The following is a 16,387-nucleotide window of genomic DNA, read 5'->3' on the forward strand; positions in this document are numbered from 1 at the left end:
AGTAGTGGTTAGATAGGTTGTTTTAATAAAGTGATGTGCTGCTCTAACATACGCAATTCACAGCGTTTATATACAATAGCAGCTTGGGTGGCGTTAGGTACTTTGTGTAAATAACGCCATTTACAGCTGTCTTCCACGTATTTATCATGACTAATAATGCTACGTTTAAAGATTGGTAGCAACTGAGTATTACCGCTATCTTCTTGGATCTTATTTAAATCTAAAGTGATTTTATTTATCCAGGTTTGTTGAATGCGGGTTAAGCTTTCTATTTGTTTATCTAAACATTGAATATATTTTTTAGCTTCATCAGGTGTTGCTTGCTCAACGACAGTACATTGCTCTTCTGCTGCAAACGTTGTTGTACTCAGTGCTAAAAGTAGTGCTGAGATTGTTGTTAACCGACTATTTTTTATCATTATAGTTAAACTCTAAAATAAATTTCGCGCCGCCTAAGGTATCAGCATCTAAAATAGTCAGGGTACCGTGATACGACTTTACTAAATCTGACACAATCGCCATACCGACACCATGCCCGCTTTCGTAGGTGTCCAAGCGGGTACCTCGAGTAAGTAAGGATTCGCGTTTATCAATCGGCACACCGGGCCCATCATCACTAATAGCGATGGTGAGATTGCGTTTTTGAATGACTTGGATATCGACTTGTGAACGACAAGCTTTACAGGCGTTATCAATTAAGTTACCGAGTAGTTCGAGTAAATCAGTTTTGTCACCTAAAAAGTAATCTTTGTCTTTAACCGCATGGGTAAAAATAATATCTTTATCGCGGTAAACTTTACTCATTGCATTGAGGATTGAATCGAGCACCGGCTTAATGGCTGTTTGTTTTTTCCAAGTATCAGATGCACCTGTTGCAGCACGTTTTAATTGGTGTTCGATCATCACATTTATACGGTCAAGCTGCTCTTGGGCATCGGCATCGTTGGCAAGCGGGCTCGATTTTAATACTGCCAGTGGCGTTTTAAGTGCGTGAGCTAAGTCACTTAAAGACGCACGATAGCGCTCTTTTTGGCGTTGCTGAGTTTCGAGTAATAAATTTAAATCGGCTTTTATGGTTTGCAGCTCAACAGGATAAAGTCCTTTAATTTCTTGAATATCACCCGACTCAATGGCTTTTATTTCTTTATCCAAGCGTTGCAATGGCCGCGCGCTCCAGACAAAGCCCACAGCCATTAATGCTGCAATGGCTACACCCATGACGTACATCCAGTTTACAAGGGTTTGTTTAAAACCATCCATTAACCGCAGTAGAGCATCGTTGCGTTTTAATAAAATAAAGCGGGCATGCTCTGACTGGTCAATGTTATTTAAAATGACGGTGAGACTAAGTTGCCAATACACGGTATTTTTATATTCCACACGACGAAAATCGGCAGCGCCTGCTTTGGTTTCTAGTTCGTCAGGCACAAAGTTAACATTTACCGCCGACTCAGAGTGCCATACAGGCTGCTCTTCACGATAGATCATCGCATAAGTATCAGAGTTTAAACGATTCAATTCAGGAGCTAAAATAGTGCTGGGCATGATAATGCCGCGCTCAGTAAAATCGACTTCTGAAATTAAAGAATATAAATGGGCTTCGAGGGTTTTTTCGGTGGCTTCGACTAATGAAGCGTAGTACGCCTTACCAATAGAGAAGAATAGGATAGGTAAAGCGACTAATAAAACAAAGACAAGGATAAATCCTTGCCTTACTTTTAACGGTATTTGCGATGCTACCACTGACTTTTAAGCCTGTAACCGCGTCCGCGTAGTGTTTCTACTGGATTTAAAGTACCATCAGGGTCAAGCTTTTTACGTAAGCGCAGTACGAATACTTCGATTACATTTGAATCTAAATCAAAGTCTTGATCATATATGTGCTCTGTAAGCTCAGATTTAGAAATCACTTTTTGTGGATTAACCATTAAATACTCAAGCACTTTGTATTCGTATGCGGTGAGACTTAGTTCTCGGTCATCAACCCACACTTGTTGTGAGCGGGTATGAATTTTAATAGGCCCAGCAGTCATTTCAGGATTTGCTTTACCTGCGCTACGACGAATTAACGCATTACACCGCGCTATTAACTCTTCAACATGAAATGGTTTAGTTAAATAGTCATCAGCACCAGCATCAAGTCCTTCAACTTTATCTTGCCAACGGTCACGTGCTGTTAAAATCAGGATTGGAATGGTGACCCCTTGTGCACGGGCTTTATTGATCAGTTCAATACCATCGATTTTTGGTAAGCCTAAATCAACTACCGCCATATCAAGAGGATATTCTGTGATGTGAAATAAACCAGCTTCGCCATCATGACAGAGATCGACACTATAACGTTCTTTTTCTAATGCATTACGCAGATTGTCTGCTAAGTGTAAATCATCTTCAATTACTAAAATTCGCATTTCTTAATCCTTCTTCACTTCGCCGGTCTTTTTATTGACATGAACGTCGACGACATGGCCGTCCGATTTTAATATTCTTACAGTATAAATATCGTTAAGTACGGTAATTTTAAGAGTTTTACCATCTTCGACTTTTTTAGCAAGCTCAACAGCTTGTTTTTTATTGATCTCAGCTTTATTGACTTGAGATGCAGCTTGGCTACTAGTCGAAAAAACACTCGAAAATAGCACAGTGATGGCGACGCTGAGAGCTAACACAGTACGCATGATGAGAAACTCCTAAACCAGACCTGAATAGTTTAATGAACCAAGTAGCTATAATTCAAGTGAAAAATCACTAAATCTGATGATTCAATGCAACAGAGTTTAATTAACATCCGGTGAACAAACACTGAATTGTGGTGATTTGGCTCTAAGTCTTATAGCCATTGCATTAAATTCTGGTTCATTTAAACAGTGTAATCCAGTTTGGTTGTTGGTTTTACTTAGCCAGGAAAAACTTTCTTAAACGGTTTAACTTGTGAGTTTTCATATACGCCACCGTTTACGTAAGGATCTGCTGCAGCCCATTCGCGAGCCGCTTCTAATGAGCTAAATTCTGCAATCACTAAAGAGCCAGTAAAACCAGCGTCAGCTGGCTCGGCGCTATCAATGGCAGGTAATGGACCTGCTGTCAGTAATCGGCCTTGCTCCTCTAATTCTTGCAAGCGTGCTAAATGAGCAGGGCGGGCGGCTTTTCTTAATTCTAAGCTATTTTCAACATCAGTTGAGTAAATCATATACAACATGGTGTGTTCTCTGGATTTCAATATTATTGGAATTATGCTGATATTAGCACAGCAAAATTAATAGGCGAATAAATTGCGATTAGTTTAGAGTCTTACTAAAGCGCGAAAGCTTTACGCAGTTTTTAGTTAACTTTCGAGGCTATAAACTGATGCTGCGATTTAATCACTGTTAGCTTGAACAAATTTTAATCTTAAAAGAACAACAACCTCTAAGGTTTACAGTATCATTATATTTTTAAGTGGAATCTGCTTGAAAAGCCCAGCACAACACTGGTAGAGTCGCTTGAATGGTACAAAATAATAATAAGGTTTTTAAATGAGCGATACTCGTGAGCATTTTAGCTCCCGCCTCGGATTTATATTAGCAGCTGCTGGCTCTGCGGTCGGTATTGGTAACTTGGTTGGTTTTCCAGTCTCAGCAACAAAAAATGGTGGTGGTGCATTTTTGCTCGTTTACGCGCTATTTGTTGTGTTTATTTGTTTGCCGGTAATGATGGCAGAGATGGCAATGGGACGCCAAGCACAAAAAGATCCACTAGGCTCTTACAAGTTATTATCAGGTAATGATGCTAAGTGGAGTTTTGCTGGCTTTTTAGCAGTATTAACCCCGTTTATGATTGCAGTGTTTTACATGGTTATTACAGTCTGGATTTTTGGTTACTTAAGCCAAGTTGCGGTTGGGAACTTAGATGTGTTGGCTGATCCAAAAAGCTTTGGGGTGTTTATTAATAGTTCCAGCGTGTTTGCGTATATGGCAGCCGTGGCATTAATTGTTAATTTGATTTTAGTCGGTGGTGTTAAGCAAGGGATTGAAAAAGCAGCTAAGTTTTTAATGCCCGCATTGTTCGTATTGCTAATCGCATTAGTGGCGTATGTATTGACGCTAGACAATGCTATGGCTGGCGTTAAGTACTATATTATCCCTGATTTTTCTAAGATGAATGCCAGTGTCTTGAATGGTGCATTAGCGCAAGCGTTTTTCTCATTGTCGTTGGGTATGGGTATATTGATGACTTACGCTTCATATATCTCGAAAAAGGATGACATTGTTGGCAGTGCTAAAATGGTTGCACTGACTGATTCACTGGTGGCGTTTATTGCCGGTCTTATGGTGCTACCAGCTATCTTTAGTTTTAACCCAGATACTGATCCTACTAAATTGTCTGACTCATCTGTGTCGATGATTTTTGAGTTTTTACCAAAGATTTTACTCGCGCTACAAACTGATATTGGCTATGTTGGTGCATCAATTGTTGCGTTTGTGTTTTTCTTGCTGGTATTTTTTGCTGCAATTACCTCGTTGGTATCCATCGTTGAGGTGCCAACAGCTACGCTAAGTGACCGTAAAGGCATAAGTCGTAAAATGGCGTTACTGATATTAACTGGTAGCATCGGTGTACTGACAGTGTTATGTACTATGTCGTTTGGTATGGTTGAAGGGTTAACTTCATTTACTAACTATGGTGGAGCGTCTAAAAGCTTATTTGATATTGTGTATGATGTATTTTACGACACTATCTTGCCATTGAATGGTTTAATGGTATGTTTATTCGTGATGTATCGCTGGAAAAAAGTACGTTTAAGTGAAGAGCTAAGCCAAGGTTGTCCAGGCTATGCAGGTAGCTTTACTGAAAAATACGTTAATTTTTCGCTATCAACCTTTATTCCGGTAATTTTAGTAGTTATATTTATTAATACCGTAGCGACTAAGTTTTTTGCTATGAGCATTTTCGGTTTTTAATTAATACAACTAATTGAGCTTCCCATAATTAAGCCGTGTTAAGTATCATTAGCACGGCTTTTTCAGTTAAGAGATTGTTGCCGAATCTAAGTACTGACCTATTCCTAATGTAAACATCCACAGTCCCCATAAGCTGTGTTCGATAACGCAGACAAACGTGGAGCGGCTTTGAGCATAGGTAAATGCAAATAATAACCCGCCTATAAATGCCAGTAGTACTGCCACCCAATTAGCATAAACAATATGCGCTAAAGCAAATACTGTGGCGCTAACAATTATGCGCACCGTTTTTTTTGGCATGATGCGTTTATAACGATGAAAAAAATAAGTTCGAAATATCAACTCTTGCGGCATGACTGACAATAATGGATAGAACGCGAGTAACATTAACCAGTCATTAAATGAGTTTCGAGGCAGCATAAACCAATTACCTTGATTAATGATCCCGTAAAAAACCCCTGAAAACAGTGCGCCGATAAAAAAGAAACTAAACAGTCGGCGTTTCACTGCGGAAAATTGACCAAGGCTGGTAAGTCTAAAGCGTTTAAAGTGGGGATCGCCTAGCAGCAACATACCGCAGACACTCATTAACACGATTAACGCGGGGATCAGCCAATTAGCAAGGTAGGCACGAAGGTAAAAACCCAGCAAAGGAAGGCATACAAATATAAAGGTAAATTCAAACCAGCGGTATTGATTGGCGTTCAAGGTCGTCTCAGCGTGATTTTGTATACTAGGCTAACAAGCTAAGACGACATATTTATGACATTAAGAGCGCTTTTTATTGTCTACTTTGGGCTCATCTTCATCGGGTAAATATTTATACAACATGATGATAGTGGCAAAAAGACTGACAAATGTGATCCCCATTAAGCCAAACACTTTAAAGTTAACCCAAAAATCGAGAGAAAAGTTATAAGCGATATAGATATTTAACGCTGATATTCCCGCTGTGATCGCTATCCACAATATGTTGAGTTTATCCCAAAGCGACTCAGGTACGGTAATTTCTTGCTCAGAGTCTGATGCATTATTTAAAATGGCACTGAGTGCTTGTTTAACTAAATTTTTACCAAGAAAGTAGCGACTGATCAATAAGCTTAATGAGAGCACAGCGTAGATGATAGTGGCTTTCCACTTCACAAATTGTTCATCATGAAACACCAGCGTAAGAGTGCCTAAAATCACTGCAATGGCAAAAAATAACCATTGGCGTGTAGGTACTTTGCCTATTTTAAAATAAGAATAAGCGACCTGCAGAAAAGTGGTGCCCATTAATAATGCCGTTGCCCAGTAAATATCAACTAACTTGAATACCGCAAAAAATAAAATTAGCGGAATAAACTCAATTATTGCATGCATAGAATGCCCAAAAATTTAAAACCAAAAATAGTTGCAGAGGTTGTATCAACTTATTGTGTTGTTTACAAGGTTGACTTAGTAGTTACTAACCCTTAGCCTGCGTGCCTTTGTATTCAATCATTACCAAAATCTGCTGAACAGTGACTGAGTAAGCGGTATTTTTAGGAGCATTTTATGAATAAAGCACAACTGATTAGTGCAATGTCTGCACACAGTGAATTAACTAAAAAAGATTCTCAAGCGGCTTTATCAAGCATGCTTGCAGCCATCACTAAATCATTATCAGAAGGTGATCAAGTGCAAGTAAATGGCTTTGGCACGTTTGCGTTAAGTTATTATCCCGCACGTACAGGACGCAACCCACAAACGGGAGAGGCAATAGACATTGAAGGCGCTAACAAGCCTGTATTTAAAGCAGCAAAAGCGTTGAAAGAGAGTCTTTAACGCGTTTGATTACCAGAAAAGGGCCGCAACAGGCCCTTTTCTTATTTTCGAAGTATGAATTTACAGCGCAGTTGCAGCTTTCATGCTCGCTACGAACTGTTGTAAACCACTGAGCATAGCTTGAGGGGTATCGAGATTCGCTTCAATAATTTTCACTACCGCCGAGCCAGATATAGCACCCGCTGCACCGGCATTAAGTGCTGCTTTTACATCATCAGGGGTTGAAATCCCAAAACCTAATAACGCAGGGGCGCTGTGGTATTCTTTTAGTTTAGTGACAATTGATGTCGCAGGCATTTGTGCTTTAGTTTCTGTGCCTGTTACACCCGCACGAGATAGCAAATAAGTATAACCACGGCCATAAGAGGCACATTCGCGTAAAGTGTCATCAGGTGCGTTAGGCGTGGCTATAAAAATGGGGTCAATGCCATTACTCATTGCCGCTTTGCGAAACATTTTAGATTCATGAAGCGGCACATCTGCAACTAGAATTGAGTCAACGCCAACTGCTTTGGCATCTTGGTAAAAAGCCTCTAAACCGCGTTTAAAAACTAAGTTCGAATACAACAATAAACCAATTGGGATATCAGCATTGTACTGGCGTACTTGTTTGATGATATCAAAGCAATCTTGGGTATTTATATTTACTTTAAGAGCGCGAATATTGGCAGCTTGAATAACTGGGCCATCTGCTATTGGGTCTGAAAATGGAATACCCAGCTCTAAGCCATCAGCGCCGCCATCAATTAAGCTTTTGATTATTTCAACGCTCAGTTCTTTATTTGGATCGCCAATTGTAACAAACGGCACAAATGCACCTTGATTTAGCTCGCTTAAACGGGCGAACATTTTACCGTAGCGGTCTGTTTTTTGAATTGCTGTCTGGCTCATAACTGATCCCCTTTAGAAAGTACATCCATAACGTGTGATAAGTCTTTGTCGCCGCGACCACTTAGATTCACTACTAAAATTGACTCTTCAGTTTGCTGCTCTGCATACTTCAGTGCGTAAGCTAGTGCATGACTTGATTCGAGCGCAGGAATAATCCCTTCGTTTTTAGCCAGTAATTGGAATGCTTCTAATGCTTCGGTATCTGTAATACCCACATATTGCGCACGGCCAGTTTCATGTAAAAACGCATGTTGTGGGCCAACAGCTGGGTAATCAAGACCCGCTGAGACAGAATATGATTCCTCAATCTGGCCATCATCATTTTGCATTATATAGGTATAAGTACCGTGCAAAATACCTTTGGTTCCTTTACAGATTGTTGCACCGTGCTCGTGGGTATCAAGCCCTTTGCCAGCGGGCTCTACGCCAATGAGTTTTACACTTGGCTCGTCAATAAAATCTGTAAACATACCAATGGCGTTAGAGCCACCGCCTACACAAGCAAGCACCGCATCAGGGAGGCGACCTTCAGCTTTTAATACTTGTTGTTTCGCTTCTTCACCAATCACTTTTTGGAACTCACGAACGATGGTAGGGAATGGGTGAGGACCTGCAGCAGTACCAAGTAAGTAATGCGCTTCTTTATAATTTGCTGACCAATCACGAAGCGCTTCGTTTACGGCATCTTTTAATGTGCCAGAGCCTGCAGTAACCGGGATCACTTCAGCGCCCATTAGTTTCATTCTAAATACGTTTGGTTGTTGGCGTGCCACGTCTTTAGCGCCCATATAAATACGGCATTTTAAACCAAGTAATGCACACGCAAGCGCCGTTGCAACGCCGTGTTGGCCTGCGCCTGTTTCAGCAATAACTTGTTTTTTACCCATGCGTTGAGTTAATAGTGCTTGGCCTAACACCTGATTCGTTTTGTGCGCGCCACCGTGCAGTAAGTCTTCACGCTTTAAGTATAATTTTACTTTTGGGTTTTTAATTAAGTTACGCGTTAATGTCAGCGGCGTAGGACGGCCAGCATATTCATTAAGTAACTTTTCCAGTTCAGCTTGAAAAGCCGGATCTGTTTGCGATTTATTAAATTCGTTTTCGAGTTGTTTAAGTGCTGGTACTAGCAATTCTGGGACAAACATGCCGCCAAATTCGCCGAAATAAGCTGGATTATTCATATTGACCTCAATATTTACGGATGCTAATAAATGCATCATTTAATTTGTTTGGGCATTTTTTACCGGCGCTTTGCTCAACCCCTGAATTTAGGTCGAGTCCATGCGCACCTTGATATAATGCACCTTGAATATTTTCTGGGTTTAAGCCACCAGCAAGCATAAATGGCTGCTTAGTCTCTTTGAGTATTGCCCAATCAAAGGTCTTACCGGTACCGCCAGCTTGTGTATCGCTGTGAGTATCGTATAAGTGGCGATCAACGCCATTGACAGGTGCTGGCAAGCTATCCTTCACAGCTTGCGCCTTCCAAATCTGGCAATTACTTGGTAGCAAAGGACGCAGTTCGTTTATATAGACTGCGTCTTCTTGGCCATGTAATTGCACTGCTGCAAGCTTTAAGCTCTGAGCATGATTGACAACGTCTGCGATTGTTGCGTTTACAAATACGCCTACATAGGCAAGCGGGGCACTTTGCATAACTTGTTTTGCACAATCTAAATCAACAAATCGAGGGGATTTAGGTGCAAAAATTAGCCCCCCATAAACGGCACCACTTTCATAAGCGGCAATGGCATCTTGGCTACGGGTTAAGCCACAAACTTTGTTTTCACCTAAAATTACGCTTCGACAAGCGCGCTCTAAATCACGCTCAGCCATCAGTGAACTACCGATTAAAAAGCCATTACACAACGGGGCCAAGCGTTTTACATCTTGGTGTGTGTAAATACCTGATTCTGAAATAACCACTTTGTTATCAGGAATAAGCTTTCTTAGTGCCTCTGTGGTAGCTAAGTTTGTGCTCAAATCACGTAAATCACGGTTATTAATACCAATAATTTGCGCATTGAGTGCAAGAGCTCTATGTACTTCAGCTTCGTTACTCACTTCGGTGAGGATTGCCATGTTTAGGCTTTTTGCAACTTTTTCAAGCGATTGATATTGCGTATCATCGAGTACTGACAACATTAATAAAATAGCATCGCCGCCATAAATACGGGCCAAATAAATTTGGTATTCATCAATAAAGAAATCTTTACAGATCAATGGTTGCTCTACTTGACTGCGCACAAATTCGAGATAATCAAAACTACCCTGAAAATATTTTTCATCGGTTAACACACTGATGCAGCTAGCGTAGTTTTTATAAACACGGGTGATCTCGGCTAAATCAAACGGCTCTCGAATAAGGCCTTTTGATGGCGAGGCCTTTTTGCATTCCAAAATAAACTGAGTGCCAGGCGCTGAAAGGGCTTTATAAAAATCACGATTTGTGGGTATTGCTTGATGCTTAAAGCTCTCAAGAGGGCGCTTGGATTTGCGTTCGATGAGCTCTATTTTTTTATCTGTAACTATTTTGTCTAATACATTAGCCATTACTAACCTCGGAGTTTGCGTATTCTTTATTACTGCTTATGACAATGGCATTTAAGGTATTCAATGCACGGCCGCTTTGTAAAATCTCTTTAACTTGCATCGCGGCACTTTTAAAATCGTCGGCTTTATTGGTTAAATAAAGCAACGCAGCAACGTTAACAATAATGGCCGCATTGTGCGCGTCGGTGCCGTTACCAGCTAAAATAGCCATGCTAGCCTTGGCGTTATATTCTGGCCCTTCACCGGCAAGTTGTTCAAGTGAATAGTTTGCAAGACCAAAATCAGCAGGGGTAAGTGTGTACTGGCTGATTTTTCCGTTGTTAAGCTCTGCGACGGTCGTTTCACCGTGCAAGGCTATTTCATCGGTACCCGAGCCATGAACGACCATTGCGCGCGGTGTACCTAACGTTTTTAAGGTGTGTGCCATCGCTAAGCATAAACTTTCATCATATACCCCCAATAATTGCACATCCGGTGCTGCTGGATTTGCCAATGGCCCTAAAATATTAAAAATAGTACGGGTTTTTAAGGTCGTTCGCACACCCATAGCATGGCGTACGCCGCTGTGATAATGCGGAGCAAACAAAAACGTAAAGCCGGTTTGCTCTAAACACTGCGCCGCGTGTGCTGGTTTCATGTCTATATTGATGCCCAATGCTTTGAGTAAATCAGCGGAGCCGGAGTTGCTCGAAACACTGCGATTACCGTGTTTGACCATATTTATACCGCAAGCTGCAGCAACGATGGCGGCGGTGGTGCTAATATTAATAGTGTTTGAGCCATCGCCGCCAGTGCCACAACTATCGACAAGGTTTGTTAAGTGAGTAATAAAAGGTATCGCATTAGCACGCATTGATGCGGCAGCTCCTGCGATTTCGTCGCTTACTTCACCTTTTATTTTCAGTGCCACTAAGATGGCTGCCAGTTCGATGTCATTTACTTTGCCTTGCATAATGGCATCAAATAACTGTTGGCTTTGACTAAAGCTTAATGATGTTTGCGTTAATAACACATCAATCATTGAGCCAATGCTCGCCTCACTGGCTGATTGTTGGTTTACTGACATACTATCCTCTACTGCTGTGCACTGGCTAAAAATTGCATACTTTGTTGAAGTAGCGCGGCGCCATTGGGCGTCAAAATAGACTCAGGATGAAATTGATAGCCAAGGGCTTTATCGTCACGATGATAAATTGCCATCGGTATTGACTCATAGTGGGCTATCACTGCAACACTGTCGGGTACTTTCGTGGCCATCAGTGAATGATAACGTGCCACAGGCATACGTTCACCCATACCTGCAAATACTGGGTGCTCACCAAGCTCTATGATTGATGATTTACCATGTACGGTTTCTCCAGCATGGCCAATAATACCGCCATAACTTTGTGTTAGTGCTTGTTGACCAAGGCAAATCCCCAACATTGGAAAACGGCCTTTGCATAGTTCAATCAATGCCATTAAACAGCCCGCCGCAGTGGGGGTGCCTGGGCCCGGCGACAGTACTAAAATCACTGGTTTAGTTTCCGCACACATTTTGTCATAAATCACCTGCGCGTCTATGTTGTTACGATATACCACTAAATCGCTGCCTAACATAGAAAGTTCATCGACTAAGTTATAACTAAATGAATCAAAATTATCTAAAAAGTAGATTTTTAAGTCCGTTAAGTTGTTGATGTTTTCACTCATTTTAGTGTCCTTGGTACGTCGATTGAATGGCTGTAATAACCGCTTGTGCTTTAGCACGAGTCTCATTGGCTTCAGATTGAGGGTCTGAGTCAAACACAACTCCGGCACCGGCTTGTACATACGCGGTATTATTTTTAACAAAGGCCGAGCGAATAACAATGCAACTGTCCATGGCGCCGTCACCGGTTAAATAACCTACCGCACCACCGTAACTACCACGGCGCTTACCTTCAGTTTGCCTTACCAACTCTGCCGCGCTGACTTTAGGCGCACCAACTAAAGTGCCCATGTTCATACAGGCTTGGTAAGCGTGTAGGGCATCCAGCTGAGGTTTTAATGTGCCAACAACGCGTGACACTAAATGCATTACTTGCGAATAACGGTCGACCTTTAATAGCTCTTTTGCGTGGCGAGTTCCCGGGACACTGATACGAGCTACGTCATTTCGTGCTAAATCAACCAACATTAAATGCTCAGCACGCTCTTTTTGGTCGTTGCGCAGTTCCAGTTCAATACGACTGTCTAAATCTGGATTAATTTGGCCATTAGCAAACTTTCCTCGCGGGCGAGTTCCTGCAATTGGATATACTTCAACTTGTTGTGATGTAGCGCAAAACTTTAAAGCTGACTCAGGAGAGGCACCAAATAACGCAAATTCACTGTCGCGCATATAAAACATGTACGGGCTTGGATTTTGTTTTTTTAGTTGGCTGTAGGCATGTAGTGGGTTGGCGCAAGCTAACGAGAAGGTACGCGATGGCACAACTTGAAAAATATCGCCATCGACAATGTGTTTTTTCAAACTATTGACCTGTTGGCAATAGAGCTCGTCACTAATATCAACACTGACGTCACTGCTGCCAGCACTTTGCTGCGCACTATAGCTATCGGCTTGGTCGCATAAGGTATTTAAACGTTCGAGCTTTTTACCCACTTCAAAACAGTTTGCATGCACATCAGGGCCATTAAAAACGTTACCAATCAGCTCAGTGGTTTTAGCTTGGTGATCAATTACCACTAAGGTTTCAGCTAAATAAAATACGTAATCAGGACAGCTATTTTCTCCATCTGGTACATCACTCAGTTGTTCAAAGTTGGCTACCATGTCGTAAGCAAACACACCGCCTAAAAATAACGAAAATGGATTGTTTGTGGTGCTGCTGATACTATTTATACAACAGCGCAAGGCACTAAAAGCATTATCGGCAATCAGCTTTGAGGCTTCATCAATATTATGATCGATACCTTGATATTCGATGCTGAGAGTTTGCTTGTTTAATTGAGTATGGCAGTTTTCTAATTTAGTTTGTAAATAAGACAGTAATTGCTGACCATTATTAGATTGCGCCGTTACTGTGACTGTTTTACCTGTGCAGATTATTTTTAGTGCACAATCTACCAAAATTAAACTTTTGACACTGTCTTTAGAATCAATTTCTGCTGACTCTAACAGTAATGAATTATCTTTATCAAGCAATCCATATAGTGCCAATGGGCTATGTATATATTCTCGCACTTCGGTGATGCTAGTAACTTCACCTGGCGTTGTTGTTATATGACTAAAAATCAAACCTCATTCCCTCAAAAAAATAAAACCCCGCAAGCTAAGCTATGCGGGGTTTGAATAACGATACCTATGTTTCAGATAGACCATTACCGTCCCGCTATACCAGGCGCCACCACCAATGATGTGTAAGAGTTGCTACGTTATTCATGTTTGTTACCCTAAAATTTAAATATAAAAAAACCCGCAATAAGCGGGTTTAGAATGTGTTAGACACGACAATTCGTCACCCGATAATTTACGAGTGCCACCACCAGATAGTGTTTTGGATTGAATTGATCATTGTTGTAGTTCTATTTGTGTCTCAAGTGACTACAGTAAACCGTATCAACGGCGTTAGTGTCAAGTATTTATTTAAAACAATTTATTAAAAAATTTTGTTATACTTAATAACAACTTTCGCACATTTAATAAGAGCAGTCTTCTCTTTTGATAAAATACGATTTACACAGTCATACCACACATTCTGACGGGCAATTAACTGTTGAGCAATTATTATTGCGTGCAGTTGAAAAAAAGATAGATGTGTTTGCGATCACTGATCACGACACCACTGCTGCGGTTAAACCTGCACAAGCATATATAGAAAGCGAATCTCTACCATTAACCTTGATATCAGGGGTTGAAATTTCCACTAAGTGGGAAAGTTTTGAGATCCACATCGTGGCATTAAACGTAGATATCAACGAGTCAACACTGACCAGCTTATTGACTATCCAACAGCAAAAACGTGCTGATAGAGCTGTCGAGATTGGTCGCCGTTTAGAGAAAAATGGCTTTGATGGCATTTATCAACAAGCGCAAGAGCTTGCCGCAGATGCACAAATTACCCGTGCACATTATGCAAGAGCACTTATTGCTCGTGGCGTTGCAACCACAATTCCTGGGGTGTTTAAAAAATACCTTGGCCGCGCTAAAACGGGTTACGTACCAAGCGATTGGTGTGATATGCAAACCGCCATTGCCGCCATTCATGCCGCAGGTGGCGTTGCTGTGATTGCCCACCCTGGGCGTTATCAAATGTCAAATAAATGGCTGCGCAAATTATTGAGTCAGTTTAAAGATGCCGGTGGCGATGCAATGGAAGTTGCACAACCACAACAAGCACCAACTGAGCGACAGTTTTTAGGCGAATTGAGCCGTGAATACGATTTACTGTGTTCGCAAGGATCTGATTTTCATTTTCCTACTAGTTGGCTAGAATTAGGAAAAAACTTATATTTGCCAAAAGATTGCCAAGGCGTTTGGCAAACTTGGGAAGGGCAAACAGGAGAACTAAATGAGTGATTTTTTTCATATTCATCCAGATAATCCACAACCACGCTTAATTAATCAAGCGGTCGACATTATCAAACAAGGTGGTGTGGTGGTATACCCAACCGATTCAGGCTATGCAATAGGCTGTAATTTAGGTAACAAACAAGCAAAAGAGCGTATTGAGCGCATCCGTGGTATTGAAAAACACCATAACTTTACCTTAGTATGTCGTGATCTATCTGAGCTTTCTACTTATGCACGAGTAGATAACCAACTGTTTAGATTAATTAAAAACAATACACCCGGGCCTTATACGTTTATCTTTAAAGGCACTAAAGAAGTACCAAAACGTTTGTTAAACGACAAGAAAAAAACCATTGGTATTCGTGTAATAGAACATCCAATTACCTGCGCATTGTTAGCCGAGTTAGGTGAGCCATTGATGTCGTGTTCATTAATTTTACCCGGTGAGCAGTTTACTGAGTCTGATCCGGACGAGATACGTGATCGCATAGGTAATCAAGTTGATTTAATTATTCATGGCGGCTATTTAGCTGAGCAAGCAACCACAGTGATCGACCTGTCAGAAGATACTGTTGAGGTGCTGCGTGTAGGCTGTGGCGATACAGCTCCATTTGAATAACTACGCCGATAAACCATGAACGAACTACATACTGATGATGTAGCTCAAATACGAGAGCCGGCGCAACAAAAGTTGCCGCTGGCTTTTTTGCATGGCAAAGAAGTAATGAATACCCCGGAAGATTTGTATATTCCGCCAGACGCTCTAGAAGTAATTTTAGAAACCTTTGAAGGGCCACTTGATTTATTACTATATTTAATAAAAAAACATAAGTTAGATATTCTGGAATTGTCGATTTTTAGCATTACTGAACAATACGTCCGTTATGTTGAAATGATGACCGAGTTTCAATTGGAGCTTGCTGGTGAATATTTGGTGATGGCGGCATTACTTGCACAAATAAAATCACGACTATTACTGCCAAAACATGAAGAGCTTGAGGAAGAAGAAGATCCACGGGCTGAATTAGTTCGTCGTTTACAAGAGTATGAACAATTTAAGCTAGCTGCGCAGAACCTTGATGATATTCCACGTGTTGGCCGTGATATTTTTATTGCCCACGCATTAGTGCCTGAGCAGAGCGAGCATGCTCAATTGTTACCGGATGTTGATTTAAAAGATTTACTATTTGCGCTCAGTGATGTGATGGCGCGAGCTAAAACTTTTGAGCATCATCAAATAACCGCTGAAGCTTTATCAACTCGCGAAAGAATGAGTTTAATTTTGCAAAAGTTATCGACAGTCGGCACGCAACTTCCTTTCACTGACTTATTCACTCTTGACGAAGGCCGCAGTGGTGTAGTGGTTAGCTTTATTGCTATGCTAGAGCTCATCAAAGAAAACCTTATCACTTGCTTGCAAGTCGATCCTACAACACAAATTTATATCGGTTTGGTTGAAAATAATTAAACAATTATTAGGGTGATGATGTTTATCATTGATTAACTTGCTAACTTGCTAACTTGCTAACTTGCTATTTACGTTTATTTCGTAAGTTCAGCAGAGCTAATTTAGATCTGCACAATTTAACTGGTGTTGTGTTACTACCATTTACTCTTGTTATAACTTTGTCAGGGTTGATTATTGTACAACAAGTCTATT

The 16,387-nt window shown here is 41.0% G+C and carries 19 protein-coding genes; 6 read left to right on the plus strand and 13 right to left on the minus strand.

All coding sequences use genetic code 11. The features are described from left to right. Positions 1-8: 8 nt before the first annotated feature. The 5 genes from H5154_RS15750 to H5154_RS15770 form a co-directional block, all read right to left on the minus strand. Positions 9-419, minus strand: coding sequence for a hypothetical protein (locus H5154_RS15750; RefSeq protein ID WP_182718900.1), 411 nt, complete (start codon positions 417-419; stop codon positions 9-11). Next, the gene (locus H5154_RS15755) at positions 406-1,743 is read right to left on the minus strand and encodes an ATP-binding protein (protein ID WP_149980994.1); all 1,338 of its coding nucleotides are present in this window, start codon (positions 1,741-1,743) and stop codon (positions 406-408) included. Before H5154_RS15755 ends, H5154_RS15750 begins: the two co-directional genes overlap by 14 nt. Then, positions 1,737-2,411 carry a response regulator transcription factor gene (locus tag H5154_RS15760; protein WP_058558569.1) on the minus strand — a complete coding sequence of 225 codons (675 nt, stop codon included), beginning with the start codon at positions 2,409-2,411 and terminating at the stop codon, positions 1,737-1,739. The genes H5154_RS15755 and H5154_RS15760 overlap by 7 nt, the downstream gene beginning before the upstream one ends. A 3-nt stretch (positions 2,412-2,414) precedes the next feature. Beyond that, positions 2,415-2,678 carry a PepSY domain-containing protein gene (locus H5154_RS15765; RefSeq protein ID WP_145233630.1) on the minus strand — a complete coding sequence of 88 codons (264 nt, stop codon included), beginning with the start codon at positions 2,676-2,678 and terminating at the stop codon, positions 2,415-2,417. Positions 2,679-2,896: 218 nt separating this feature from the next. After that, complete coding sequence (locus tag H5154_RS15770) at positions 2,897-3,199, minus strand: YciI family protein (protein ID WP_182718901.1); 303 nt, start codon at positions 3,197-3,199, stop codon at positions 2,897-2,899. 316 nt (positions 3,200-3,515) lie between these two features. Between H5154_RS15770 and H5154_RS15775 the strand changes: the two genes are divergently transcribed. After that, entirely contained in the window at positions 3,516-4,940 is a 1,425-nt protein-coding gene (locus H5154_RS15775) for a sodium-dependent transporter (protein WP_182718902.1), read from the plus strand. A gap of 66 nt (positions 4,941-5,006) precedes the next feature. Here H5154_RS15775 and H5154_RS15780 read toward each other — a convergent pair whose 3' ends face one another. Together H5154_RS15780 and H5154_RS15785 are read right to left on the minus strand one after the other, a co-directional pair. Beyond that, complete coding sequence (locus tag H5154_RS15780) at positions 5,007-5,648, minus strand: CPBP family intramembrane glutamic endopeptidase (protein ID WP_145233636.1); 642 nt, start codon at positions 5,646-5,648, stop codon at positions 5,007-5,009. A gap of 60 nt (positions 5,649-5,708) precedes the next feature. Then, on the minus strand, positions 5,709-6,302 hold the full coding sequence (locus H5154_RS15785; RefSeq protein WP_145233638.1) for an inner membrane-spanning protein YciB: 594 nt from the start codon (positions 6,300-6,302) through the stop codon (positions 5,709-5,711). A gap of 174 nt (positions 6,303-6,476) precedes the next feature. Here H5154_RS15785 and H5154_RS15790 point away from each other — a divergent pair, with 174 nt between their 5' ends. Beyond that, the gene (locus H5154_RS15790) at positions 6,477-6,746 is read left to right on the plus strand and encodes an HU family DNA-binding protein (RefSeq protein ID WP_145233641.1); all 270 of its coding nucleotides are present in this window, start codon (positions 6,477-6,479) and stop codon (positions 6,744-6,746) included. Between the two features lie 60 nt (positions 6,747-6,806). On the opposite strand, the gene trpA is transcribed toward H5154_RS15790, so the two are convergent. Genes trpA through H5154_RS15820 form a run of 6 tightly spaced genes read right to left on the minus strand, consistent with a single transcriptional unit; the run spans position 6,807 to position 13,452 of the window. Beyond that, complete coding sequence (gene trpA, locus H5154_RS15795; RefSeq protein ID WP_149980999.1) at positions 6,807-7,637, minus strand: tryptophan synthase subunit alpha; 831 nt, start codon at positions 7,635-7,637, stop codon at positions 6,807-6,809. After that, positions 7,634-8,818, minus strand: a complete 1,185-nt coding sequence (gene trpB, locus H5154_RS15800) for a tryptophan synthase subunit beta (RefSeq protein WP_145233645.1) — start codon at positions 8,816-8,818, stop codon at positions 7,634-7,636. The genes trpA and trpB overlap by 4 nt, the downstream gene beginning before the upstream one ends. A 7-nt stretch (positions 8,819-8,825) precedes the next feature. Further along, on the minus strand, positions 8,826-10,190 hold the full coding sequence (trpCF, locus tag H5154_RS15805; protein ID WP_182718903.1) for a bifunctional indole-3-glycerol-phosphate synthase TrpC/phosphoribosylanthranilate isomerase TrpF: 1,365 nt from the start codon (positions 10,188-10,190) through the stop codon (positions 8,826-8,828). Continuing rightward, positions 10,183-11,211 carry an anthranilate phosphoribosyltransferase gene (gene trpD / locus H5154_RS15810; RefSeq protein WP_259398526.1) on the minus strand — a complete coding sequence of 343 codons (1,029 nt, stop codon included), beginning with the start codon at positions 11,209-11,211 and terminating at the stop codon, positions 10,183-10,185. Before trpD ends, trpCF begins: the two co-directional genes overlap by 8 nt. 53 nt (positions 11,212-11,264) lie before the next feature. Beyond that, entirely contained in the window at positions 11,265-11,882 is a 618-nt protein-coding gene (locus H5154_RS15815; RefSeq protein ID WP_182718905.1) for an aminodeoxychorismate/anthranilate synthase component II, read from the minus strand. Position 11,883: 1 nt separating this feature from the next. Then, complete coding sequence (locus tag H5154_RS15820; protein WP_182718906.1) at positions 11,884-13,452, minus strand: anthranilate synthase component 1; 1,569 nt, start codon at positions 13,450-13,452, stop codon at positions 11,884-11,886. 423 nt (positions 13,453-13,875) lie between these two features. On the opposite strand from H5154_RS15820, the gene rnm reads away from it, so the two are divergent. The 4 genes from rnm to H5154_RS15840 form a co-directional block, all read left to right on the plus strand. Beyond that, positions 13,876-14,733 (plus strand): RNase RNM, encoded by an 858-nt coding sequence (gene rnm / locus H5154_RS15825; RefSeq protein ID WP_182718907.1) that lies wholly within the window; start codon positions 13,876-13,878, stop codon positions 14,731-14,733. Beyond that, positions 14,726-15,346: an L-threonylcarbamoyladenylate synthase gene (locus H5154_RS15830; RefSeq protein ID WP_145233655.1), complete on the plus strand. Its 621-nt coding sequence runs from the start codon at positions 14,726-14,728 to the stop codon at positions 15,344-15,346. Before rnm ends, H5154_RS15830 begins: the two co-directional genes overlap by 8 nt. A 15-nt stretch (positions 15,347-15,361) precedes the next feature. Beyond that, the gene (locus tag H5154_RS15835; protein WP_182718908.1) at positions 15,362-16,195 is read left to right on the plus strand and encodes a ScpA family protein; all 834 of its coding nucleotides are present in this window, start codon (positions 15,362-15,364) and stop codon (positions 16,193-16,195) included. 53 nt (positions 16,196-16,248) lie between these two features. Beyond that, positions 16,249-16,387, plus strand: a 139-nt coding sequence (locus H5154_RS15840; protein ID WP_259398527.1) for a PepSY domain-containing protein, incomplete at its 3' end; no start/stop codon positions are given.

Source organism: Pseudoalteromonas sp. SR44-5, assembly GCF_014163675.1.
GTDB classification, from domain to species: domain Bacteria; phylum Pseudomonadota; class Gammaproteobacteria; order Enterobacterales; family Alteromonadaceae; genus Pseudoalteromonas; species Pseudoalteromonas rhizosphaerae.